General features: G+C 36.0%; 19 protein-coding genes and 1 riboswitch. Of the genes, 16 read left to right on the top strand and 3 right to left on the bottom strand.

Annotated elements, in window-relative coordinates; all coding sequences use genetic code 11:
* The first annotated feature begins 97 nt into the window (after nucleotides 1-97).
* Nucleotides 98-1585 carry an AbgT family transporter gene (locus tag H9655_RS12520; protein ID WP_191814554.1) on the top strand — a complete coding sequence of 496 codons (1488 nt, stop codon included), beginning with the start codon at nucleotides 98-100 and terminating at the stop codon, nucleotides 1583-1585.
* Nucleotides 1586-1977: 392 nt separating this feature from the next.
* Nucleotides 1978-2724, top strand: a complete 747-nt coding sequence (locus H9655_RS22845; RefSeq protein WP_191814426.1) for a GNAT family N-acetyltransferase — start codon at nucleotides 1978-1980, stop codon at nucleotides 2722-2724.
* A 106-nt stretch (nucleotides 2725-2830) separates the two neighbouring features.
* On the opposite strand, the gene trhA is transcribed toward H9655_RS22845, so the two are convergent.
* On the bottom strand, nucleotides 2831-3466 hold the full coding sequence (trhA, locus tag H9655_RS12510; protein ID WP_191814424.1) for a PAQR family membrane homeostasis protein TrhA: 636 nt from the start codon (nucleotides 3464-3466) through the stop codon (nucleotides 2831-2833).
* A gap of 358 nt (nucleotides 3467-3824) precedes the next feature.
* Nucleotides 3825-3931: riboswitch (TPP riboswitch) on the top strand.
* Nucleotides 3932-4051: 120 nt separating this feature from the next.
* Here trhA and tenA point away from each other — a divergent pair.
* The 4 genes from tenA (at nucleotide 4052) to H9655_RS12490 (ending at nucleotide 9928) form a co-directional block, all read left to right on the top strand.
* The gene (gene tenA, locus H9655_RS12505; RefSeq protein WP_191814422.1) at nucleotides 4052-4741 is read left to right on the top strand and encodes a thiaminase II; all 690 of its coding nucleotides are present in this window, start codon (nucleotides 4052-4054) and stop codon (nucleotides 4739-4741) included.
* A gap of 292 nt (nucleotides 4742-5033) precedes the next feature.
* Nucleotides 5034-6314 (top strand): MFS transporter, encoded by a 1281-nt coding sequence (locus tag H9655_RS12500; RefSeq protein WP_191814420.1) that lies wholly within the window; start codon nucleotides 5034-5036, stop codon nucleotides 6312-6314.
* A gap of 300 nt (nucleotides 6315-6614) precedes the next feature.
* Nucleotides 6615-8750, top strand: a complete 2136-nt coding sequence (locus tag H9655_RS12495; RefSeq protein WP_191814418.1) for a peptidoglycan D,D-transpeptidase FtsI family protein — start codon at nucleotides 6615-6617, stop codon at nucleotides 8748-8750.
* Between the two features lie 344 nt (nucleotides 8751-9094).
* A complete protein-coding gene (locus H9655_RS12490) occupies nucleotides 9095-9928 on the top strand; it encodes an ATP-grasp domain-containing protein (protein WP_318245481.1) in 834 nt (277 codons plus the stop codon).
* Nucleotides 9929-9971: 43 nt separating this feature from the next.
* On the opposite strand, the gene H9655_RS12485 is transcribed toward H9655_RS12490, so the two are convergent.
* Both H9655_RS12485 and H9655_RS12480 read right to left on the bottom strand, forming a co-directional pair.
* On the bottom strand, nucleotides 9972-10142 hold the full coding sequence (locus H9655_RS12485; RefSeq protein WP_191814414.1) for an aspartyl-phosphate phosphatase Spo0E family protein: 171 nt from the start codon (nucleotides 10140-10142) through the stop codon (nucleotides 9972-9974).
* A gap of 301 nt (nucleotides 10143-10443) precedes the next feature.
* Entirely contained in the window at nucleotides 10444-11820 is a 1377-nt protein-coding gene (locus tag H9655_RS12480) for an aspartate aminotransferase family protein (protein WP_318245480.1), read from the bottom strand.
* Between the two features lie 222 nt (nucleotides 11821-12042).
* Here H9655_RS12480 and H9655_RS12475 point away from each other — a divergent pair, with 222 nt between their 5' ends.
* From H9655_RS12475 to H9655_RS12430, 10 genes are all read left to right on the top strand, one after another.
* Nucleotides 12043-12909, top strand: a complete 867-nt coding sequence (locus H9655_RS12475; RefSeq protein WP_225230613.1) for a MurR/RpiR family transcriptional regulator — start codon at nucleotides 12043-12045, stop codon at nucleotides 12907-12909.
* A gap of 12 nt (nucleotides 12910-12921) precedes the next feature.
* Nucleotides 12922-13707: an SDR family oxidoreductase gene (locus tag H9655_RS12470; RefSeq protein WP_191814412.1), complete on the top strand. Its 786-nt coding sequence runs from the start codon at nucleotides 12922-12924 to the stop codon at nucleotides 13705-13707.
* Nucleotides 13708-13818: 111 nt separating this feature from the next.
* A complete protein-coding gene (htpG, locus tag H9655_RS12465; protein ID WP_191814410.1) occupies nucleotides 13819-15705 on the top strand; it encodes a molecular chaperone HtpG in 1887 nt (628 codons plus the stop codon).
* 268 nt (nucleotides 15706-15973) lie between these two features.
* The gene (locus H9655_RS12460; RefSeq protein WP_191814408.1) at nucleotides 15974-16372 is read left to right on the top strand and encodes a VOC family protein; all 399 of its coding nucleotides are present in this window, start codon (nucleotides 15974-15976) and stop codon (nucleotides 16370-16372) included.
* Between the two features lie 509 nt (nucleotides 16373-16881).
* Nucleotides 16882-18249 carry an NAD(P)-dependent oxidoreductase gene (locus tag H9655_RS12455; RefSeq protein ID WP_191814406.1) on the top strand — a complete coding sequence of 456 codons (1368 nt, stop codon included), beginning with the start codon at nucleotides 16882-16884 and terminating at the stop codon, nucleotides 18247-18249.
* Nucleotides 18250-18268: 19 nt separating this feature from the next.
* Entirely contained in the window at nucleotides 18269-19555 is a 1287-nt protein-coding gene (gene preA, locus H9655_RS12450) for an NAD-dependent dihydropyrimidine dehydrogenase subunit PreA (RefSeq protein WP_191814404.1), read from the top strand.
* 23 nt (nucleotides 19556-19578) lie between these two features.
* The gene (hydA, locus tag H9655_RS12445; protein ID WP_191814402.1) at nucleotides 19579-20988 is read left to right on the top strand and encodes a dihydropyrimidinase; all 1410 of its coding nucleotides are present in this window, start codon (nucleotides 19579-19581) and stop codon (nucleotides 20986-20988) included.
* Between the two features lie 88 nt (nucleotides 20989-21076).
* A complete protein-coding gene (locus tag H9655_RS12440) occupies nucleotides 21077-22549 on the top strand; it encodes an NCS1 family transporter (protein ID WP_191814400.1) in 1473 nt (490 codons plus the stop codon).
* Between the two features lie 13 nt (nucleotides 22550-22562).
* A complete protein-coding gene (locus tag H9655_RS12435) occupies nucleotides 22563-22775 on the top strand; it encodes a hypothetical protein (protein WP_191814397.1) in 213 nt (70 codons plus the stop codon).
* 21 nt (nucleotides 22776-22796) lie between these two features.
* Nucleotides 22797-24026, top strand: a complete 1230-nt coding sequence (locus tag H9655_RS12430; RefSeq protein WP_191814395.1) for a Zn-dependent hydrolase — start codon at nucleotides 22797-22799, stop codon at nucleotides 24024-24026.
* Nucleotides 24027-24404 lie beyond the last annotated feature (378 nt).

Genomic DNA, 24404 nt, shown 5'->3' with positions numbered 1-24404 from the left:
CGGAAATGTTAAGGATAAATTCCGATAAAATTCGACGTAAGGAGAGTGAAATGATTTGCAAGCAAATGTAAATAATGAACAAGAAAAAAAGGGTTTAATGTCTAAATTCTTGTCCGGCATTGAAACGATAGGGAACAAGCTACCAGATCCATTTTTTATATTCGTTTATCTTGCAGTGTTTGTTATGGTATTAACATTCATTGTAAACCAATTTGATGTCACAGTAGTGCACCCAGGCACTGGGGAAGAGTTGGCCATTAAGAGTTTACTTTCTGGTGAAGGTCTACAATTTATATTAACTGAGATGCTATCGAACTTTACTGGTTTCGCACCACTAGGGCTTGTGTTAGCTATGATGCTTGGTGTCGGCTTAGCGGATAAAGTAGGTTTACTAGAAACAGCGATTAAAAAGTCGATCTTAGGTACACCCAAGTCATTAGTTACATATGCGGTATTCTTTATTGGTATTTTGGGGAATATTGCTTCAGATGCGGCATTCGTACTTGTACCACCGTTAGCTGCGATGGTTTTCTACACTGTTGGTAGGCATCCATTAGCTGGTTTAGCAGCGGGGTTTGCTGGCGTAGGTGCAGGATTTTCAGCTAATATCTTAATCGCTGGAACAGATGCGTTATTGGCGGGTATTACTACAGAGGCAGCGAAAGCAATTGATCCATCATTTGTTGTATCACCTGTTGATAACTGGTATTTTATGTCTGTTTCTACTGTTCTTTTAACTTTAGTTGGTGGATTCTTAACTGAAAAGGTAATTGAACCAAGATTAGGCAAATATGATGGGGATTTGAAAAAGAATTTTGAACCGGTTTCAGCTATCGAGTCAAAAGGATTAAGAAATGCCGTTATAGCGGGTCTGGCATATATTGCTCTTTTACTTACAATTATTTTCTTACCAGACTCCCCACTTAGAAACGAAGAAGGTGGTATGATTCCTTCCCCATTTTTAAGCGGAATTATCCCGATTGTTTTATTATTCTTTGTAACGATAGGAACAGCCTACGGAGTAACAGTGAAGAAGATCACAAAAAGTGCTGATATTCCAAAGTATATGGCAGATTCGATGAAAGATATGGCAGGTTATATCGTTCTTATCTTTGCTGCGTCACAATTTATTGCTTATTTTAACTGGTCCAATTTAGGTACTTGGATTGCAGTCAATGGTGCGGAATTCTTATCTTCCATCAATTTAACTGGTATTCCTGTAATTATTGGATTTATTATTCTTGTCTCTATACTGAATCTATTAATCTTTAGTGGTTCTGCTCAATGGGCATTATTAGCCCCAATTTTTATTCCATTGTTTATGTTACTTGATTATAACCCTGCTTTTATCCAAGCAGCGTATAGAATTGCCGATTCAACTACAAATATCATTACGCCATTGAATCCGTATATCCTCGTAGTTCTTGCTTTTATGAGAGAATACGATAAAAAAGCAGGTTTAGGTACGCTTATTTCCTTAATGATCCCTTATTCAATGGTCTTCTTAGTCATTTGGGTAGTTTTGCTATTCATTTTTGGATTATTCGGTATTCCGATTGGACCCGGTATCGAAATGTATTTGTAATAACGAGGTATTACTGAGGTTGGGACATAAGTATGCTAGCTAATGATTTATCCGAATGATTAGGAGTTATATCATCTAATCATTCGGTTTTTTTGTGTGATTTGAACCCTTATATGAAAAGAATAGTGAAATGGAGCGGAAAACACTCGACTCCTGTGGGAAATAGGGGGAAAGCGAGTGACTGTAGCGCAATGGAACGGACTTTTTTTTGCAAATGATGTTTTAAGATCAATTTGTTATTGTTCTTTTTTGTGGTTAGCTCATTTAGTTATGTCCCAGCCTTCTTAATTTGCGAAAAAATGATAAAATAGGTAGGGGCATTGTTTCTTAGTTTCCTAGAATGATGCTTTTTATCGATATACTTAAGAGCTGTAAGTAGGGAGAGATGGTCAGTGGTTAGTTTTAGGGATATACACCATGATGGTCAGTTAATAGCAGAAGAAGTCAATTTTGATCATTACGGTTCAACAACGTTCTATTTTAAATATGATGCAAACTATATTCAATTTAAAATAAATCCCAGTTTGCAAGAATTTCAACAAGCGGAAAGGTATTTAGAAGACTATCAGAAAAATCATCAACAAGAGCATATGAAGTTTTACTTACCGGCTGACGAAAAAGTTAAAGAGGATGTTTTAGTATACCTTTATCAACAATTCTATACGATAGGGTGTCAGGAGTTATATGAAATTAATCCTCTCCAATTTCTCTATAAAGATAAAAAGAATGGAATCGTAGTTGAGGAAGTGACAAACGCTAATTTTACAGAATATTTACAATTGCAAAGGAACTTTGATCAAGATTATGGAGAGGAATATGTGAACCTGAATAGACGACTTCATTCCTATCATTATAATGCAAAGGATACGTTACAGTTAATCGCATATGATCATGGTGTGCCAGCAGGTTCGTTACAAGTATTTATTAATAAGTGTACAGCTGAAATTGATAGTGTAGGTGTGTTACCAACTCACCGATTAAAGGGGATTGCTGCAATTCTGCAATATGAAGTTATGAAGCGTTTTAACAATCATAAGGTTATACTTGTAGCCGACAGCAATGATACTCCAAAGGATATGTATCGTAAACAAGGATATAAAAAAGTCAGCTTTCGCTATGAAGTCATGAAGTTATTATAAGTAGTGGTTTGCCCTGTAGAAGGAGGAAGTAAACAACAACTTAAATATGTATTAAACAATCTGCAGGTGAAAGAGAAGCCACCTGCAGACCATTTTTAAAAATTGATCATGGCAGAAGCGAGAGAACGGCAAAGAAATGCATAATCGATCCGGCAAGAACAAAAACATGCCACAATGCGTGATGGTACTTAAACCCTCTCCAAACATAAAATACCGACCCAGCAGTATATAAAACGCCACCAATGATGAGAAAAATCAAGCCTTGCGTGGTTAAGTGTGTAACAAGAGGTTCCCATGCAAATATAATTAGCCAGCCCATCAAAACATATAGTAATGTCGAGAGGACTAAAAATTTTTTAACAAAAAAACATTTAAAAACCGTACCTGCAATTGCTAGTCCCCAAACAAGACCAAATAAAGTCCATCCTAAGGGACCTTTAACAGTTATAAATAAAAACGGTGTGAACGTTCCTGCAATAAAAAAGTAAATGGAAGAATGATCGAGAATCTCAAATACATCTTTTGCTTTGCCTGCTGGTAAACTATGTAGCAAAGTAGATGAGAAATATAAAATAACCATCGTTATACCAAATAGAACAAAGCTGACAATATGCCAAGCTGTTCCATATAAGGATGAGAAAACAGTTAAAATTACAAGAGCCGCAATACTTAATAGTGCACCAACTCCGTGAACAATCGCGTTGGCGATTTCTTCCCCTTTTGAAAAAATATGTGTTTCCAATAGTATTCACCCATTCTTTACCCAATATCATAATTCTAGTATAAACCTATTTTAAGATGATAAAAAGTCGAATGGTTTCAATAGAAAGAAAAACTTCACTAAATTGAGAAGGTGAAGCGTCGAAAGGTCGAGATTTTTAAGTGGTTAATACCTGAGGTTATCGTTACTTTTAGTCAATGCCAATTTAGTGTTACGCGATTTGAAGTGTTAACGATACAACAACATTTCATCCAACTCACTTAAACATGATAACTGAAAGAGAAGCATGACATTACTCATTACTATACTTCAAGATGCTTTTCATTTAAGTTGACATTTTTTGATAAGATGATAACATAACGATGACAGCATAATTACATAAATCCACTAGGGGTGCCTTTAAAAGGCTGAGATTAAAGTGTAACTTTAAGACTCTTAGAACCTGATCTGATTGATACCAGCGTAGGGAAGTGGCGTATATAAATTTAGTTAACGTAATATAACTAAATGAATAATGTATACAGTAGCCACTTTCTTTAAGGAAGTGGTTTTTTCGCTTTTCTGGATTTTTTATGCTCATTAAAAAAGAGAGAAGAGGTAGAAATGATGGCAACAAAAGAAACGTTTACACAAATGTTAAGGAAAGAAGTACATGATATTTGGGAAGCTAATTTTGAACACCCTTTTGTCAAAGGAATCGCTAAGGGAGATTTACCAATTGAGTGTTTCCGCTTTTACGTGTTACAAGATTCTTACTATTTATCACATTTTGCACGTGTGCAAGCAATCGCTGCTTCTAAAGCGGAGAATTTATATATGACTTCGAGAATGGCTTCACATGCGCAAGGGACTTATGAAGCAGAACTAGGGTTACATAACAAATTTATGGAGTTATTAAAAGTTTCAGAAGAAGAGCTAAACCAGTTTAGACCAGCTCCTACTGCCTATGCCTATACATCCCATTTATACCGAGTAGCAGAGACAGGTACAGTTGGCGAGGTCATCGCTAGTTTGCTTCCATGTTACTGGATTTATTATGATATTGGACAGAGCTTTAAAGGGGCAAAACCAAAAGAAGAAATTTATCGTACATGGATTGATACTTACGGTGGAGAATGGTTTGTTAAACTTGTACTGGAACAAATTCACCACCTTGATCGGCTTGCTGAACTTGCATCTGAAACAGAAAAAGAAAAAATGAAATCTGCATTTACCATCAGCTGTCAATATGAATTAGCTTTTTGGGAAATGGCGTATACTCAAGAAAAGTGGTTAACTGATAAAACATATGCATAAAACATCATAAGATAAAGAGGGAATAGTGTTAACAGAATAAGGTTCATTCTTATTAACTTTATTCTGTTAACATCAAATCCCTATACTCGTCGTAATATTAGGTTTGTTATGGAATAAGGCAATCTACAAATATGGCAGATTTTCTTTCACAAAAAAGTTCGCTCTTCCCCAACTACTCATCTCGTCTATAGAAAGATGACTCCACCCTCATAGATAGAAAAACTTCCTATATATATAATGTCAATAAGCGTATAATGAAAGACGAATGTTAAATTAAGGAAGGCGTTTAATTATGAATAAACAACAAAGTAAGTACAGATGGGTTGTATTTGGTGTTTTACTTTTAGCCTATTTATTTATGGTAAGTCAAAGAACGGCACCTGGTTTAATAACAGATCAATTAATGGAAGAATTTCATTTAACGGCTGCAACGATTGGCTTGATAACGAGTATTCAATTTTTTGCTTATGCTGGATTGCAAATTCCCATCGGATTATTTTCTGATCGATTTGGTCCAAATGTATTTCTTGTCGTTGGAACGCTGCTTAACGGACTTGGTACCATTCTATATAGTTTGGTAGATAATAGTTATATGTTAATCTTTGCTAGATTATTATGTGGAATTGGCGATGCTACTATATGGGTCAATTTAGTTCTTGTGCTAAGCATTTGGTTCAAGCAGCAAGAATTTTCAATGCTTGTAGGATTTGCCGGAATGACAGGTAGTTTAGGTTTCTTATTAGCAACCGTCCCTTTTAGTTCGACCATTGCTTTACTAGGGTGGCGAATGCCATTTTTAATTGTTGGCATCTTAATATTCATCCTTGGTATGGGACTTTATATTGTTTTAATAAAATATCCCAGGAAGAAATTTTATATGGCAGATGAAAAAAACCAAAAAGAAACAAATGAACCGTTACTAGTCATCATAAGAAGATTACTTGTCAATCGTCAAGCTTGGGCGACATTCCTTTGTCATTTTGGTGTAGTAGGCACGTATATCGGCTTTATTGGCTCTTGGGCTGTTCCTTATGGTATGGAGGTTTACGGCTTATCAAGATCTAATGCAAGTGAAGTAATAATGTACGGATTATTTGGTGCCATTATAGGAGCGCCATTAACGAGCTATCTATCTACTTTTTTTGACAAAGTCAAATTACCTTATGTCTTTGTGCATCTGCTGTCGGTTTCTGCTTGGATTACCTTAGTATGGATGGGCGGGGAGCCACCGTATTTATTATTCATCCTTTTATTCGTGTTAATTGGTTATGCAAATGGTGCCAGTACGCTAACTTTTACAGTCGTTAGGCAGTCCTTTCATATAAAAGAAGTGGGGCTTATTTCCGGTTTTGCCAATACGGGTGGCTTTCTTAGCGCGGTGTTGCTGCCAGCACTTTTTGGAAAAGTATTGGACTATTTTGCTCTGTCTGACTTAGCAACTGCTTATCAATATGGACTGTATATTCCTTTAAGCTTTGCGATTATTGGGTTAATTGGTGTATTTATGTTATATGAGCCAGCAGTTTATCGTCAAAAACTACAAAAGAGTGAAATGGAAAAATCGGTTGGTTAACTTAACAATCGATTTTTTGTTTAGCCGCTAAAAAAGAAGAAGAATAATCACTTAAAAGAAAGGTAAGTGGATACCTGATTTGTTCATTATCTATCGTCTTTATAGAAAATGTTACTGGTAGTGTAAAATTGATCATTTTTATCAAATACCTCTTCATACCAATTGTAAAAAATGGATATTTGTTGTAAGATAGTTTATATTATTAATCTAATTTTAATAGTTTACATATTTTCGAAATATTGTAGTTACATATAGTAATAATTAAGAAGATTCATACTTTGATGATTGGTTGTGTTGATGATGGCGGGAGAGCAAAAAAGACAGAAACGAAATAAAAAAATGGTTTTTCGGATTAATGTAATGTTTTTTGCAGTATTTATACTCTTTTCGATTCTAATCTTCCGCTTAGGTATTGTTCAAATTGTTTACGGGGAGAATTATAAAAAAGAGATTGAACGGGAAGTGGAGGTGCCAGTTACAAGCACAGCACCTAGGGGGCAGATTTATGATAGTAAAGGTAGACTGGTTGTAGGGAATAAACCTCAATTAGCAATAAGTTATACACGCTCGCAATCTACTACACAAGAAGAAATGATTCAGACATCAGAGCTATTAGCCAAAATGATTAAAAAAGACTCGGAAGAAGACTTGAAGGCAATTACTGAAAGAGATAAACAAGACTTTTGGATCATAAAGTATCCAAATGAAGCAGCAGAAAAAGTATCAGACAAAGAAAAAGATGAATTGCAGGCAAGTGATTTGTCATCGAAAGAAGTAGATGAAGAAATATATAAACGAACGAGGGAACGAATAACAGAAGAAGAATTGAATGCTTTTAAGAAGGATGAACTAGAAGTTTTAGCAATCTTTCGAGAAATGGCAAGTAGTCGAATGTTGACACCTCATTTTATTAAGAACAAAAATGTCAATGAAGATGAATTTGCCCTTGTTAGTGAGAATCTTCATTTATTACCTGGCATTGATACAACAGTAGACTGGGAACGTTATAATGCCTTGAAGGACGAAGATGGCGAAGTGACATTAAGTTCTGTGCTTGGAAATGTTTCAAGTTCAAAAGAGGGCTTACCTAGTGAAATGCTCGAATATTATCAATCTAAAGGATATAGTCGCAATGACCGTGTTGGCAAAAGTTATTTAGAATTGCAATACGAGTCTGTCTTACAAGGGCAAAAGAAAATCATGAAAAATTATACAGATAAAACGGGTGAAGTAACAAAGCAAGATGTTGTAAGAGAAGGACAAGCAGGAAAAGATCTTGTTTTAACAACTGACATCGAATTCCAACAAGAAGTAGAAAAAATCATTGAAAAGCATATTCGCAGTCTAAGAGGTGGAAATTACTTCTTAGATCGTGGCTTTGTTTCAGCGATGAACCCACAAACAGGTGAGGTTCTCGCAATGGCGGGTAAACAGTTTGTCAAAGATGAAAAAACAGGTGAAACTGAGGTCATGGATTACGCCTTAGGTAATATGACAAGTCAATATTCGATGGGTTCCACTGTTAAAGGTGCAACAGTATTGGCGGGATATCAAGAAGGGGTGATCTCACCTTGGAGTGTTTTAGTGGATAGACCATTGTATTTTGACGGAACACAGCCTAAACGATCTTGGAATACAGCAGGATTTGGTGCCATTAATGACTTAACGGCCCTTAGGAAATCGTCCAATGTTTATATGTTTTTAATTGCAATGAGAATGGGTGGACAACAAGAATACATTCCCAAAGGTAAACTTCGTATTGATAAAGATGAAGGTATTAGAAAGTTACGATATAATTTTCACCAGTTCGGACTGGGAGTAAAAACGGGTATCGACTTACCAGGTGAAGTAACGGGACAAGCACCAATTCCCCCTAATGGAGGGAATACGCTAGACTTTGCTATTGGCCAATTCGATACGTATAGTCCACTACAACTCGCTCAATATGTATCAACGATTGCGAACGGTGGTTATCGTATGCAACCACAGATTGTGAAGGAAATTCGCGAACCGAATCTTGAGAATAATCAACTTGGAGCGGTTTATAAGTCAATCGAGCCGAATGTATTAAATAAAATTACGATGAAGGATGCGTGGATTGAACATGTACAAGATGGATTTATCCAAGTAGTCAACCATCCGCAAGGAACAGCAAATAGTGGGATTACAAATAAAAAGTATAAGATTGCGGGGAAAACAGGAACAGCTCAAGCTTACTACGGGGGCCCACTTAAGGTGCAATCGAATCCAGATACTTGGAATTTAACCTTTGTCGGGTACGCACCGTATGATAACCCTGAAATTGCAATTTCAGTTGTTATTCCATGGTTGTCTTCAGATAAATCCAAGATTAACCTTCATATTGCTGATGAAGTATTTGATGCTTATTTTAAAATGAAGACTAAACAAAAAGGCGAAGAAAATGAAGAACTTTAACTGAAAAAGACCGATTTGCACCCCGAAAGTTAGACCAAAAAGTCTACGGTCGGGGTGTTTTTTTATGTTGAAAGGATGATGAAGCTTTTACGTGAAAAGGTGTAAATGTCAATCTTGTTGGAGAAGTTGGTGACGCTCCCCTATCGAAAGTATTTGGAATTCGTAATCCCGGCTTCGGGGGGAAATATTCCAAACCGACTGCTAAAGTAGAATCGCGAAGCAATGGGAGTATTTTCCGAAAAAAAATTGATTGTATTTTGTTATAAAAATGCTATGATATTAATAGTTTTATATTCTTTTAAATACATTTTTTAACATCTGCAATGCAAAAACATAATTGAATAATGAAGGTGAATGAATCAATGAAAATTGTTTCTTTTAATGCATTTCGCACGATTGGCATGCCTAATGTGCACTATATAAAGCCAGAACATATGTTTAAAGAAATAGATGCAATTAAACAAGCTGATATCGTATTATTTCCTGAAACGTGGCAAGTACCGTCGCTTGTGTACGGATTAAAGAAAAAGATCTTTCCTAGTATAGAAACAATGCAGTTAGGTTTTAGTAAAATTGAAATGACAAGAGCGCTTTGGGCGGTGAGTCCTGATCATGTTCCCTATACTGAAATCCTTGCTAATACAAGGAGCAATATAGAGTATGTTTTAGATACTTTTCCCTTTCCTTTTGTAGCAAAAGAATCACGAAACTCTATGGGAAAAGGGGTTTTTCTCATCCAATCCAAAGAAGACTTTCTAACGTATTGCGAGAAAGTTGACGCTTTATATATCCAAGAATATTTACCGAATGATGGCAAAGATTTACGTATATGTGTGGTTGGAGATGAAGTATTGGGCGCTTACTGGAGAGTGGGACTAGAAGGAGAGTTTCTTCATAATATTGCCCAAGGTGGAGAACTATGTGCCGACTTTATTCCACAAGAAGCGATCGACCTTGTTTTAGATGTCGCCGGTCAATTAGGTATTAATCATGCCGGGTTTGATGTTATGGTAAGCGAAGGAAAGTACTTTATTATCGAATTTAATGTGTTATTTGGGAATCAAGGATTAAGTAAACTAGGAAAATCAGTTGAACAAACGATTTATCAATATTTATTATCGCAATTTCTACCACCCTTTCCAACATCGCCGACACCAGGAAATAAAGTTGTTTCATAATGACAAAAGCCTAATTTCTTTAAATAAGAAACTAGGCTTTTCCTTATTTATTAACTGTGTATTTTTCTTTTTGTACCAGATTAATTAAGTGGTCGAGTTCCTCGCTTATTTGAATAGTGAAAGGGTCTGATAATCCAAAAATATCCCCGATAATTAAAAGCATTTCTCTTGTATCTTTTATCTGACTTTCTATATCTATAAAAGTTACCTGCATTTGTCATTACCTCGAATTCAAAATATCATAACTAATTACATTATCACATATTTTTACATATTATACAATCAATAGTTACCTTATCGTATGAACCTAATATAGAAATCTAGTAAAAAGGAAAATGGTCTTATAAACAGTGTTTCAGTTTTTAACTAGCAACGAGATAAAAGGGAGAAATAAAAACAATCATTGATAAGCACCTATCAGCGGTAGTGAGCGAAAAATAGATGCATCATAAAAAGCACAAACAAAACCTGTATTTTAAGGGTTTTATTTGTGCTTTTTCACTAGATACAAATAATTATAAATCTTGTAAAGCTTTTTCGAAAATCTCCAGTGTTCGATTAATTTCTAAATCAGTATGTGCGGTAGATAGGCTGAAACGATTCATTGGTTTTGTATATAAACCATTAATTAATAATAATAGGTCTAATCTTTTTCGTAAGACAAAATTCGCCTGTTGTAAGTCGCGATAATTCCATACTTCTTTATCAGTAAATACGATGTTAAAAATGGAGCCAAGTCCAATGGTTTGCATCGTTAGTCCTTTTCTTTCAAAAAGACTTGTAAGTTCTTGTTTTAAACGATGCGTTCTAGCCATCACTTCAGAGATTTCATTTTGCAATACGTCAATAGTTGCTATACCTGCTGCAAGGATAGAAGGGTGACCATTATATGTCCCGCTATGGAATAGGACATCTTTGGCACTGGAGTTCTTACCTGTACTATGGTCAAAAACATCCGAGAATGTCGAAGGGGCACAAGTCATCATGATCTCTGCTTTGCCTCCAACCATACCAACTGGGAAACCTCCTCCAACTACTTTACCTAATGTCGTTAAATCAGGTGAAATATGATAAACGGATTGGGCACCACCAAGCCCCAATCTAAAGCCGGTTTTTACTTCATCAAAAATTAAAACAATATTTAAGTCTTCCGTAATTTTTCTTAATCCAGTCATAAATTCTTGTGTAGCAGGGATAAAGCCACTTTGAGCAGGTTCTAAAATCACTGCTGCTATCTCATCTTTATGCTTTGTCAAAATTTCAGCTGTTGCTTCCAAATTATTAAAAGGTAAAACAATCGTATGAGTTTGGTGATACGGATCCACACCTTTAGATTCAATTAATGCATTTGGTTTTGAATCTGGACCTGCTTGATCTACTTTCGGATTGACACTAATCAGCATTTGATCATATCCACCGTGGTAATGGCCTTCAAACTTGGCAATTTTATATTTACCAGTGTAAGCATAGGCTAGTCTTATAGATAATAAGGTTGCTTCAGTACCAGAGTTTGTATATCTTAGTTTCTCCATTGAAGGATAAAGGGCTTGTAATTTTTTTGCCATTTCGAGTTCAAGTTGATGAGGTGTCCCGAATAAATGTGTACCATTCACCTGCATTTGGTCAGCTAATGCTTTTTGCACTTTAGGGTGACCGTGACCGAGCATTAAAGAGCCATAAGATAATAAGTAATCGATGTATTCATTGCCATCAATATCGAATAAATAAGCGCCACTACCTCTTTGCATAACAATCGGGTAAGGGTCAAAGTACTTAATATTTGCTGTTACACCGCCTGGCATATAGCTTTGGGCTTCTAAAGAGTATTGATATGATTTACTCGTTTTTGCTTTTAATTGTTCGTGTACATCATCTAATGAACTGGTTTTCACTGTATTTTTCACCTCTATAATGAAATATATATTTCATGTTTATTCGTATAAGAAATATATAGAACATCATACGCTGAAATTCATTATTTGTGAAGTGTAAATTTCATTTTTAATTAAAATGAAATAAATAATTCATCATTCGTTATATAAATTATCAATTCTTACGCTTTTCACGTATAATAAAAAGTATAGAAAGAAATCTGTTAATTTTGAAGAAAAGGTATGACTGATAAAATGGAGACTATCGAAAAGTTAATCGCAGATCAATTCCCGGTAATGAGTAAATCTCAAAAGAAAATTGCTACATATATGCTTGATCATAAAAATGAAATCCCTTTTTTAACTGTTGCCAAACTGGCCAAGTCAACGAAAGTAAGTGAAGCAACGGTTGTTAGATTTGCTGTTTTTCTTGGTTTTACTGGCTACTCTGAGTTACAACAGCATATGCAAAGCTCTATCCAAAAGCAACTTACTACAACAGAGAGATTGAAAATGTCATCAGATGTTTATGAGCATGAAAGAGAAGGGGTAGTGTCGCTGTTCCAAGATGATATAGCTAACATTCAATTGACTATGGAAAAGTTAGATGAAAAACAATTTATGCAAGCAGCACAATATATATTAGCGGGAAGAAGAATATACATAAGTGCCAATCGCAGTGCTCGGTCATTAGGTGTGTTTCTGCAATATTATTTAAATATTATCCTTGGCCATAGTGAATTAATCGGTGCTGCTGACACTGTATCGGAACAGTTATTTAAGCTGGATAAGCATGATGTAGTTATTGGTATCAGCTTTGCTCGTTATTCAATGAATACAATTGAACAAGTGCAATATGCAAAAGAAAATGGAGCAAAGGTTATTGCTATTACTGATCATCTAACATCACCTTTAGTGCCATATGCAGACGTTGTATTAACTGCTTCTAGCAAGCTTCCGACGTTTATCGACTCCTTTACCGCCCCACTTAGCTTAATTAATGCTTTAATTGTTTATTTAGGGAAAGAGCGGACTGAAGTTGTAGAAGAAAGATTAGAGAAACTAGAAGACTTATGGGAGCGGTTTGATATATTTTATAGAAAGAAATAGGAGGAGTAGTCGATGGATTTAAAAATAAAAGGGAAAGTAGCTTTAGTATTAGCTTCTAGTCAAGGTTTAGGAAAGGCGATTGCTCTTGAATTAGCTAAGGAAGGCGCCAAAGTAATGATCTCGAGTAGAGATGAAAGTAAACTACAAGTCGTGCAACAAGAGTTAAAAGCAAGTGGTGTTGAGGATGTGGATTACCAAGTGTGTGATATTACAAAGCAGGATGATATTGAAAAACTTATTCAAAAGACAACTGCTACATATGGAACAATTGATATCCTTATCAATAATGCTGGAGGACCCCCTGGTGGTGGGTTTGAGGATTTAACGGATGATGACTGGTATCGTTCGTTCGAGTTAAATTTACTTAGCTATGTACGAACGATCCGAAGTGTATTGCCTGAAATGAAGAAACATGGTGGAAAAATCATCAATATTGCTTCCACATCTATTAAACAACCAATCCCAGGTTTATTATTGTCTAATACATTTCGCTTAGGAATTGTCGGTTTGACTAAAACCCTTGCTGATGAATTAGCGCCACATCAAATCTTAATCAACACGGTTGCACCAGGTAGAATAGCAACAGATCGTATTGACTATCTTGATCAATTAACTGCCGATAAAAAAGGGATTACGAAAGAAGAAGTGCAAAAAGCATCAGCACAATCAATCCCATTAGGTCGTTATGGCAAGCCTGAAGAATTTGCTCAATTTGTCACTTTCTTATGCTCAGATATTAATACTTACGTAACCGGTTCTTCAATTTTAATAGATGGCGGAATGGTGCGTTCTTTATAAATATTAACTATTGACTGGGAAAAAAGAGGATATTAAAATAGTATTAGCACTCTATAAGGTAGAGTGCTAATTTATTCTTTGAAAATTTCACGAAAAGGAGAGACTGCGGAGATGGCAGAAAAAATGCAATTCCAAGCTGAATCGAAACGATTGCTTGATATGATGGTACATTCTATTTATTCACAAAAAGAAGTGTTTTTACGTGAATTAATTTCTAATGCGAGTGATGCAATTGATAAAATCTATTATAAGGCGTTAACGGATGACCAACTTGTTTTTGAACAAGATGATTATTACATAAAGGTGGTTCCTAACAAGGAAGCGCGCACATTAACTATTATTGATACTGGTATCGGCATGACAAAAGAAGAATTAGAAAATAATCTAGGTGTCATTGCTAAAAGTGGATCCCTTGCTTTCAAATCAGAAAATGAAGCAAAAGACGGCCATGATATTATCGGGCAGTTCGGTGTCGGATTTTATGCAGCTTTTATGGTAGCGGATGAAGTAAAAGTGTTGACAAAAGCGTTGCATAGTGATCAAGCTTATCTTTGGGAATCTCAAGGAGCCGATGGATATACGATTGTGGAAGCAACGAAAGATCAAGTAGGTACAACCATCACACTTAAATTAAAAGAAAACGAAGAAGAAGAGAACTTTGATGATTTTCTTGATGAATATCAATTAAAATCAATTATTAAAAAATACTCTGATTTCATTCGTTATCCAATCAAAATGGATGTGACAACGAGTAAACCGAAAGAGGATAATGACAAAGAATTTGAAGAAGTAATTGAAGAGCAAATCATTAATAGCATGGTTCCAATATGGCGTAAGAATAAAAATGAGTTAACGGATGAAGATTATCAAAACTTCTATCAAGAGAAACGGTATGGGTTTGATCAGCCGTTAAAGCATGTGCATGTTAGTGTCGATGGTTCTATTCGTTATAATGCCATTCTTTTTATCCCAGAAAATCGTCCATTTGATTATTACTCTCAAGAATATCAAAAAGGGTTAGAACTATACTCAAATGGCGTGTTAATTATGGAGAAATGCCCAGACTTATTACCGGATCACTTCAGCTTTGTTAAAGGGATGGTTGATTCTGAAGATTTATCCTTAAATATTTCAAGAGAAATTCTTCAACATGACCGCCAATTAAAACTCATTGCCAAAAATATCAATAAGAAAATTAAAAGCGAGTTAAAAACTTTATTGAAAAATGAACGTGAACAATATGAGAAGTTCTATGAATCATTCGGTCGCCAAATCAAGTTTGGTGTGTATAATGAGTTTGGTACGCATAAGGATTTATTAAAAGATTTACTATTGTTCTATTCGTCAAAAGAGAAAAAACTAGTAACATTAGATGAATATATAAGCAGAATGCCTGAAGAGCAAAAATATATTTATTATGCTACAGGTGATTCAATTGATCGGATTGACAAGTTACCACAAACAGAAATCGTGGCCGATAAAGGATATGAAATTCTTTACTTTACCGAGGATATTGATGAATTTGCGATAAAAATGCTTGTTAACTATGAAGAAAAAGAGTTTAAGTCAGTTTCTAGCGGAGATTTAGGGATTGATGCAGCAGACAAAAATGAAGACAATGAAGATGAAGTAAAAGAAAATAAAGAAATCTTTACGAAAATGTCTGAAATACTTACTGGCAAAGTAAAAGAGGTCCGAGCATCCAAACGACTAAAGTCTCATCCGGTTTGTTTATCAGCTGATGGTGAAGTAACCATAGAAATGGAAAAAGTATTAAGTATGATGCCAGACAATCAAAATGTTAAAGCTGATAAAGTATTAGAACTGAATATCCACCATTCTGTTTTCAATAGTATCCAAGCTGCATTTAATAATACTGATGATGAAAAATTAGCTTTATATACAAATTTACTCTATAACCAAGCATTACTTATTGAAGGCTTATCTGTGGAAGACCCAGTTGCTTTCACAAATGATATTTGTAAGGTAATGCAATAATCTTCAACAAAAGGCCCGATCAATTGTTCGGGTCTTTTTACATTTACGCTGTTTTCGTATGGATTGACAATCTTTTTAAAGCAAAAGAAGAACAATGAGAGCTTATTAAAGCTCTTAGATGAAATTGAAAAGTTTACTAAACTAAACGTTGAAAACGATTCGGTAAAATCGTTCTTATTGTGGACATACATCAGTGAAATGTAAAGGAAAGTATAAGACAAATTAACGTATGATTATATTTGAAAATATAAATATAGGAGGGATAGAAATGATTTTTGAAATGACTACTCAGGTTAGAGTGGCCAATATTGAAGAAGGGCAAAAGTGGTATGAGGCACTGCTTAATAAGCAGGCTGATTTTACTCCGCATGAGGGGTTTGCTGAGTGGGAACTTATTCCGGGATGTTGGTTGCAGGTGGCAGAAGGAACTCTTTCTGAGGGCAACGGACCTTTACGTTTAGGAGTTACTAACATTGAGGCTGAAAGAGACAGACTGATAGAAGATTTAAAGATTAATTGGTTTGAAATACATACAAGACCTGAAGTACCAGTGAAATGGGGAACTTTCACAGACCCTTGGGGAAACCGACTTGGATTTTTCGAATACTTAGATAAGAGAGAAGAGCAAGAACGTATTAAAACGATCACTGAAACAAAAAAAGATTGAAAAAGTCTGGTAAGAAAGGGTACTAAGGGGGTGGTTCCCTTTTTAGTTTAAAGTGAATTGCAAAGTTGCCCGCGCACCTCCAGAATTCTGCAAAGGCTCCCCCTAATCATTTCTGCCTATAGAAATTTACCTTTTATCATTCCATTCTATCTCTATAAAAGATCAGAATACAAGCATCAAGTCTATTATTATTTGTGAGACATAATAAATCACATCCGCTTACCACTTTCGAATGTAATAAAACGCTCATATTTACAGGGTATGTAAGGATAAATAACATATAAAAGTGATAAAGAAAAAACTATTTGGAACTAGTATTATGTGAAGCGCTTACAAAACGTTGCTTTTTACATTTTGACAAGCAAGCCTGGCAAACTATTTTACGAATTGTATAATGATTAATCAATTAGAACACAGTAAAATGATTATAAGATTCTAACAATTCAGTATAATTTATGTTAGAAAAACTAACATTCAAAGATGTTATCTTGTAAGGAGGTTACTCTATAGTGAAAAGCGACCGAAAAGAAACATTAGCAGCATTAAAGCGGAACTTTGAAGAAGTAGAACCACCTTTTTCTAAGCATGATGCACTGGATGAAGCCAATCGATGTTTGTATTGTTATGATGCTCCTTGTATTCAAGCGTGTCCAACGGGAATTGATATCCCTAGTTTTATTAAAAAAATTGCCACAGATAATTTATTTGGATCAGCAAAAACAATTATGTCTGCTAATCCTGTAGGAGCTAGTTGTGCACGGGTTTGTCCGACAGAAGAACTTTGTGAAGGCGCATGTGTGCTCAATCATTCTACTAAACCTATTTTAATTGGGAATTTACAACGATATGCAACGGACTGGGCAATTAATAATGAAGCTACACTGTTCCATGCTGGAAAGCCAAATGGAAAGAAAGTAGCAATCATAGGAAGCGGCCCTGCCGGTTTATCAGCCGCTAGAGAATTAGCAAGAATGGGTTATAAAGTGACGATTTACGAAGCTGAAAGTGAAGCGGGAGGTTTGAATACTTACGGAATCGTCTCATTTAGATTACCGCAGAAGATATCTTTTTGGGAAGTAGAACAAGTAAAAAAATTGAATGTAGAAATTGTTACAAATACGAGAGTAGGGGTAGATATCTCTGCCAAAGAAATTCTGGAACAAAATGATGCGGTTGTTTTAGCCATCGGCATGTCATCTGTACCAGCATTAGGAATTGTTGGTGAAGATTTAGATGGCGTTCATGATGCAATTGAATTTGTAAAAGAAACAAAGATAGCCCCTATTCATGATAACTTGTACAAAAAAAGGGTAGCAGTCATCGGCGCTGGTAATACAGCTATTGATGCTGCAACTTGTTCAGTTAGATTAGGAGCGGATAATGTCAAAATATTATATAGAAGAACACTGGCTGAGATGACCGCTTATGATTTTGAATATGAATTTGCAAAGCAGGATGGTGTCGAATTTCGCTGGTTAACAGCACCGGTAGAAATTTTAGGAGATGAGGAAGGGAAGGTTACAGGGATTAAATGTGTCAAGATGACTTTATCGGAACCTGGTGAAGATGGAAGGAGACGTCCTGTACCTTTAAATGATTCTGAATTTACAATTGAAGTAGATGCAGTGATTAAAGCGATTGGGCAAAGTCGTTATATTGATTTAATTGAGCAGTTTGATATTAGTCATGATGGTGGTGTTGTGACAATAGATAGTGAAAGCTATCAAACTTCTAACAGTAAAGTATTTGCCTGTGGAGATTGTATATTTGGTAAAGGACAAGGTGAAGCAATGGTTGTTTCTGCTGCACAACAAGGAAAAGCGAGTGCTATAAGCATCCACCGTTCTCTATTAAAAGAAACGATAGAAACTGCGTAAATCTTTTGGAGGTGAAATAATGGCAGATTTAAGTACAAATATAGCTGGAATTAAATCCCCAAATCCATTTTGGTTAGCTTCAGCTCCGCCGACCAATTCAGGTTATCAAGTACAACGCGCCTTTGAAGCTGGGTGGGGAGGTGCAGTATGGAAAACATTAGGTGACCCGATATTAAATGTTTCATCGCGTTTTGCAGCAGTGAGTTTTAATGGTCAAAAAGTAGCAGGTTTTAATAATATTGAGTTAATTACTGACCGACCGCTGGAAGTAAACCTGAAAGAAATCTATGAAACGAAAAAGAAATACCCTAATCATGCAATCATTGCCTCGTTAATGGTCGAACCAAAACAAGAAAAATGGCATGAAATTGTTAAGAAGGTTGAAGAAGTAGGTGTAGATGGACTTGAATTAAATTTTGGTTGTCCGCATGGGATGGCTGAAAGAGGAATGGGAGCAGCATCAGGTCAAGTACCGGCACTTGTTGAGCAACAAACGTATTGGGTAAAAGAAGTAGCGAAGACACCGGTAATTGTGAAACTTACACCAAATATCACTGATATAACCGCAACAGCTGAAGCGGCGGTCAATGGTGGAGCAGATGCAATTAGTATGATTAACACGATTAATAGTTTAGCAGGTGTAGATATTGAAACGTGGAATACCATTCCGCATGTTGGAGGGAAGGGCGCCCACGGAGGCTATTGCGGACCTGCAGTAAAACCAATTGCTCTAAATATGGTTGGAGAATGTGCACGAAATAGTCGAATTGATGTGCCGATCTCAGGAATTGGTGGTATATCTAATTGGCAAGATGCTGTCGAGTTTATGCTCATGGGCTCAACAAGCGTACAAGTTTGTACAGCGGCCATGCATCATGGCTTCCGTATCGTAGAAGATATGATTGATGGGCTAAACCATTATTTAGATAGGAAAGGGATCGCTTCAGTAAATGAAATTATTGGTAAATCTGTACCTAAATATTCTGATTGGGGCGATTTAGATTTAAATTATCAAATTGTCGCACACATTAATAATGATGTTTGTATCAATTGTAATAAATGCCATATTGCCTGTGAAGATACCTCTCATCAATGTATTGAAATGCTAACTGGAACGGATGGCAAGCCTTATCTCCAAGTTCGCGAAGAAGATTGTGTCGGTTGTAATTTATGTTCTATTGTTTGTCCAGTAGATGGAGCAATTGATATGATCGAAAAACCAAATGAACTGCAACCGATGACTTGGAATGAAAGGCAAGAAGCGATTGCAAATATAAGCTATGTCGCAAATAGTACAGCAAAGTAAAAGAGTGGGAAGGGTGAATACTTATGAAAAAAATCATAAAAAATGGAGTAATTGTCACAGCAACAGATACCTACAAAGCAGATATCCTAATTGAGAATGAAACAATTATGCAAATAGGTGAGAATATACAAGAAAGTAGTGCGGAAGTTGTTGATGCAAAAGGACATTATATCTTCCCAGGGGCGATTGACCCTCATACCCACTTAGACATGCCATTTGGTGGAACGGTCACTAAAGATGATTTCGAAACAGGTACAAAAGCTGCCGCATTTGGTGGAACAACTACGATTGTTGATTTTTGTTTAACGACAAAGGGGAAATCGCTCAGTAGCGCGGTTGAAGCTTGGCATCATAAATCAAAAAATAAGGCTGTCATTGACTATGGTTTTCACTTGCAAATTGTCGAGAGCAGTGATGCTGTATTAGCAGAGATACCGAAAATGGTTGAGGAAGAAGGCATTACTTCTTTAAAAGTATTTATGGCTTATAAAAATCAATTCCAAGCAGATGATGAAACACTATATAAAACTTTACTTGCCGCAAAAGAGCTTGGTGCACTTGTAATGGTGCATGCTGAAAATGGCGATGTGATTGATTATCTAGTAAAAGACGCATTAGCAAAAGGAAATACAGACCCTATTTATCATGCTTTGACTCGTCCGCCAGAAGCAGAGGCAGAAGCAACAGGAAGAGCGGCAACCCTTACTGGACTTGCTGGTTCCCAATTATATGTCGTACATGTATCATGTGCAGATGCCGCTAAAAAGATAGCTGAAGCTAGAAGTCGAGGCATCGATATCTGGGGTGAAACCTGTCCGCAATATTTGGTCTTGGATCAAACCTATTTGGAAAAACCAGATTTTGAAGGAGCTAAATATGTTTGGTCACCGCCATTAAGAGAAAAATGGAATCAAGATCATTTATGGAATGCGTTAAAGACAGGACAATTACAAACACTTGGATCTGATCAATGTTCTTTTGATTTTGTCGGCCAGAAAGACTTAGGAAAAGGTGATTTTTCAAAGATTCCTAATGGTGGTCCATTAATTGAAGATCGCGTCAGTATTTTATACTCAGAAGGTGTGAAAAAAGGGAGAATATCGCTGAATCAGTTCGTAGAGATTACTTCAACCCGTGCAGCAAAATTGTTTGGATTATATCCTAAAAAGGGCACGATAGCTGTTGGCGCTGATGCTGATCTTGTTATTTATGATGGCAATGTTGAACGGACGTTATCCGCGAAAACGCATCATATGGCAGTTGATTACAATCCTTTTGAAGGCATGAAAATTACAGGAGAGCCTATTTCAGTATTATCTAGGGGCAACTTTATCATCAAGGATAAACAATTTGTAGGAGAAGCAGGTCAAGGTAAATTTATTAAGCGTGCTAAATATGGAGAAACATTAGAAAAAATGCCAACAATGATTTAACTTTATCGCCCTGCTGAAATGATTTCAGCAGGGTATCCAACTTCATGAACTTTACAAATATGTTGTTCATTTTAAGGGGGTGTCCATATTGGAGAAGAAAGGTAATTATTTAAAATCACCAGATTTATTGCCAATTGGTTATAAGGAAAGAAAAATTGGTGCCTTTGGTTTTGCAGTTATATGGGTTGGCATGGCTATTGTGCTAGCGGCATTTGCTATTGGCGGTGGCGGAATAATTCATTTATCACTCCCGATGGTTCTGTTAGCAACCATTATCGGCTCAGTGGCCATTGGGATATTAATGTCCTTAATTGGCGATATTGGTGTGGAGCATGGACTTTCTTTTCCTGTTTACATGCGGGCGCCGTTTGGAACAATTGGGACACATATTCCTTCGGTTGTTAGGGGGATTACTGCTTCATGTTGGTTTGGTATAAACACTTACTTTGGTGCTTCCGCAATCAACGGGATACTCAATCTTCTCTTTGGCTTTGATCAGTGGTTCGTATGCTTTATTCTTTTTGCTGCTGCACAATTAATCAATACAGCATTAGGAATTAAATCGATTGAACGGTTTGCTGATTTAGCTGCCCCCATTATTATTTTAATCTCATGTTGGATGTATATTACATTATCAGACAATGCTACAAGCCAAGGTAAAGATGTTTGGACCTGGGTGGAGAGTCCTGCGACAGGTATAACTGCTTTTACAGCATTCATGGTTGTTATTATGGCGAATATGGGCTTTTGGGCTACGCTTGCAGCTGATATGCCAAGCTTATCAAGATTCTTTAAAGCGCCTAGAAATGAGAAAAATTGGTTTAAACGGAACAAATCTCAGTTAATTGGTAATATCATCGTGATGCCGATTGTGAATACATTTATGATTGCGATTGGCGCTGTGTCATATATGGCAGTTAGCACATCTGATCCAATTGTGGCATTACAAGAATCAGCTAGTGGCTTTATTTTAGGCATTCTTCTATTAATGATTGTTTTAGCACAGTGGTCTACAAATACTTCAGCCAACATTATACCAGCAGCAACTGTTTTCTCTAATATAGGCGGGCCAAAAGTGCCTTTTTGGGTAGGAGTCATTTTTGCAGGAATTATTGGTACGCTTGCACAGCCTTGGAGCTTGTTCGATGTGCTTAATCAAGCGTTATTAGTCATTGGGGGAATCCTAACATCTATCGTAGGTATTTTATTTGCTGACTATTATTTATTAAGAAAAAGAAGAGTGAATGTGCCAGCTTTATATGAGAATGAAGGACAGTTCAAATATTTTGCTGGTTTTAATGGCGCTGGACTCATTGCATGGATTGTTGGGGGGATATGTGCCAATTTATTGTCTACTTACTCTTCCATTGTTGGCTTTGTCGTAGGAGCCGTTCTCTATTATGTTTTAGCGAAGTATTGGTGGTTTAAAAAATACGAGCAAGTCGAAATGAATGACCCTAGTGATGAAAAATATCTAGGAATAACAGTCGGAAGAGATTGGGTTTTATCTAATGATGAAGGGGAAATAGTAAATACTAAGGTTAAAGAAAAAATCCAATAGAGGAGATGGTTAAATGTCTGAGCATATCGAATATATGAAGGAAAAAACAAGTATTGATGTTCTGTTAAATAACGGTTATACAATTAAAAGTATTACGGAGAATTTAAGCGGTGCCTTTGTAGAGTTTGAAAGAATTACGGGATCAAAGATTCACTCTGAAACTTTACACATATTAACAGCTGATGCACGCAAGTATTTTTCTGTCCATTTAATTAATCGTAAATAAGTTGCTGGAGGAGATGGCATTTTGGAGAAACAAAAAATCCAGATTAATAGTGAGAGATTAACAGAGACGATTGAACATTTCGCGAATTTTGGTAGAACAGAGAATAATGGTGTAACAAGATTAGCTCTATCTGAGGAAGATCGTTTAGCACGCGAATATTTTAAAACATGCTGTGAAGCACTTAAAATGGAAGTAAAAATGGATGATATGGGTAATATGTATGCTCTTTTACCAGGTTTGGAAAAGGTTCCACCGGTAGTCATCGGTTCTCATCTTGATTCAGTTAAATGCGGAGGTCGTTTCGATGGTGTGTTAGGGGTTATAACAGGTTTAGAAATCGTAAGAACGATTGTTGATAATAATATTACACCGAAGATTCCTATAATGTTAGTTAATTTTACCAATGAAGAAGGTGCTAGATTTGAGCCTTCTATGATGTCCTCCGGGGTTTTAAGTGGTAAATTCGATTGTGAAAAGATGTTGAACAAAAAAGATGCTGATGGGAAGGTCTTTAAAGAAGAGTTGGCGAAGATCGGTTTCAATGGCTCTGAAGAGAATAGATTAAAAGAAGCGCACGCCTTTTTAGAGCTACATATCGAACAAGGGCCTGTTCTTCAGCATGAAGGGTTGAAGATTGGTGTAGTTGACTGTGTGGTAGGGATGGTTTGTTATGAAATTAAAATCGTAGGTGACTCTAATCATGCGGGCACGACGCCTATGCATTTACGTAAGGATGCACTATTCACAACGAATAACTTCATTCAAGAGATTAGAAATGAATTAAGTAGTTTACCAGATGACCTCGTATTTACTATGGGAAGGTTAGATGTTTCTCCTAATGTTCATACTGTTATTCCAAATGAAGTGATCTTTACGATAGAAGCAAGGCATAAGGAACCTGAAGTGATAGCAATTGTCGAAGAAAAAATAAAACAAGTACAAGACACCGTAAATAGTGAAGGATGTACGGTATTCATTGAAAAACTTTGGGATCGCTCGACCGTCCATTTTGATAATGACATTGTTCAATTGCTAGAAAGTGTGACAAAAGAACAAGGATTACCGTATAAAAAAATGGCAAGCGGAGCAGGGCATGATGCTCAGTTTATCGCAAGTATGATTCCTACTGCTATGTTATTTGTACCTAGTATAAATGGAAAAAGCCATAGCGAAGATGAATTTACTCCATATGAGGATTGTGCAGCAGGTGTCAATGTGATGTTAGAGGCTGTATTAGAACTTGTAAAATAAATGAATGACAAAAGAAACGAACTTAACAGTGATAGTCACTGAAAGTTCGTTTCTTTTTTGGCTATAATTGAAGGGAAAATGAATTAATTTCTAAAAAAATCCCAGTATTTTTTACTATCGGATATTTAAATAACTTTTCCTACCATTTTAAATTTTTTTGGTTCAATTGATCGTTGTTAATTCCTTGTTTTCCCATTAATAACAAGTCAATCCGGTAAAATAACTTTCCGATTTCATTGAAATAGGATTATCTTCCTCCTTGACGAATATTAGGAATCTATACTATTGTTAATATTGTGATGTGATAATGAGAATCATTATCATTAGAAGTGTGAGTTTTTTCTAACAATGTCAGGAAGAAATGAACGCTTTCTTTTT

It is taken from the genome of Cytobacillus stercorigallinarum, from assembly GCF_014836495.1.
Lineage (GTDB): Bacteria > Bacillota > Bacilli > Bacillales > Cytobacillaceae > Cytobacillus > Cytobacillus stercorigallinarum.
Note: the sequence above shows the minus strand (reverse complement) of the source record. Positions and strands in the feature narration are given on the sequence as shown.

Coding starts and splice junctions, on each gene's coding strand:
- H9655_RS12495 (WP_191814418.1), top strand. CDS start 6,615: ATGGCGGGAGAGCAAAAAAGACAGAAACGAAATAAAAAAATGGTTTTT.
- H9655_RS12475 (WP_225230613.1), top strand. CDS start 12,043: ATGACTGATAAAATGGAGACTATCGAAAAGTTAATCGCAGATCAATTC.
- H9655_RS12470 (WP_191814412.1), top strand. CDS start 12,922: ATGGATTTAAAAATAAAAGGGAAAGTAGCTTTAGTATTAGCTTCTAGT.
- H9655_RS12490 (WP_318245481.1), top strand. CDS start 9,095: ATGAAGGTGAATGAATCAATGAAAATTGTTTCTTTTAATGCATTTCGC.
- hydA (WP_191814402.1), top strand. CDS start 19,579: ATGAAAAAAATCATAAAAAATGGAGTAATTGTCACAGCAACAGATACC.
- htpG (WP_191814410.1), top strand. CDS start 13,819: ATGGCAGAAAAAATGCAATTCCAAGCTGAATCGAAACGATTGCTTGAT.
- H9655_RS12460 (WP_191814408.1), top strand. CDS start 15,974: ATGATTTTTGAAATGACTACTCAGGTTAGAGTGGCCAATATTGAAGAA.
- H9655_RS12500 (WP_191814420.1), top strand. CDS start 5,034: ATGAATAAACAACAAAGTAAGTACAGATGGGTTGTATTTGGTGTTTTA.
- H9655_RS12520 (WP_191814554.1), top strand. CDS start 98: ATGTCTAAATTCTTGTCCGGCATTGAAACGATAGGGAACAAGCTACCA.
- tenA (WP_191814422.1), top strand. CDS start 4,052: ATGGCAACAAAAGAAACGTTTACACAAATGTTAAGGAAAGAAGTACAT.
- H9655_RS12485 (WP_191814414.1), bottom strand. CDS start 10,142: ATGCAGGTAACTTTTATAGATATAGAAAGTCAGATAAAAGATACAAGA.
- preA (WP_191814404.1), top strand. CDS start 18,269: ATGGCAGATTTAAGTACAAATATAGCTGGAATTAAATCCCCAAATCCA.
- H9655_RS12435 (WP_191814397.1), top strand. CDS start 22,563: ATGTCTGAGCATATCGAATATATGAAGGAAAAAACAAGTATTGATGTT.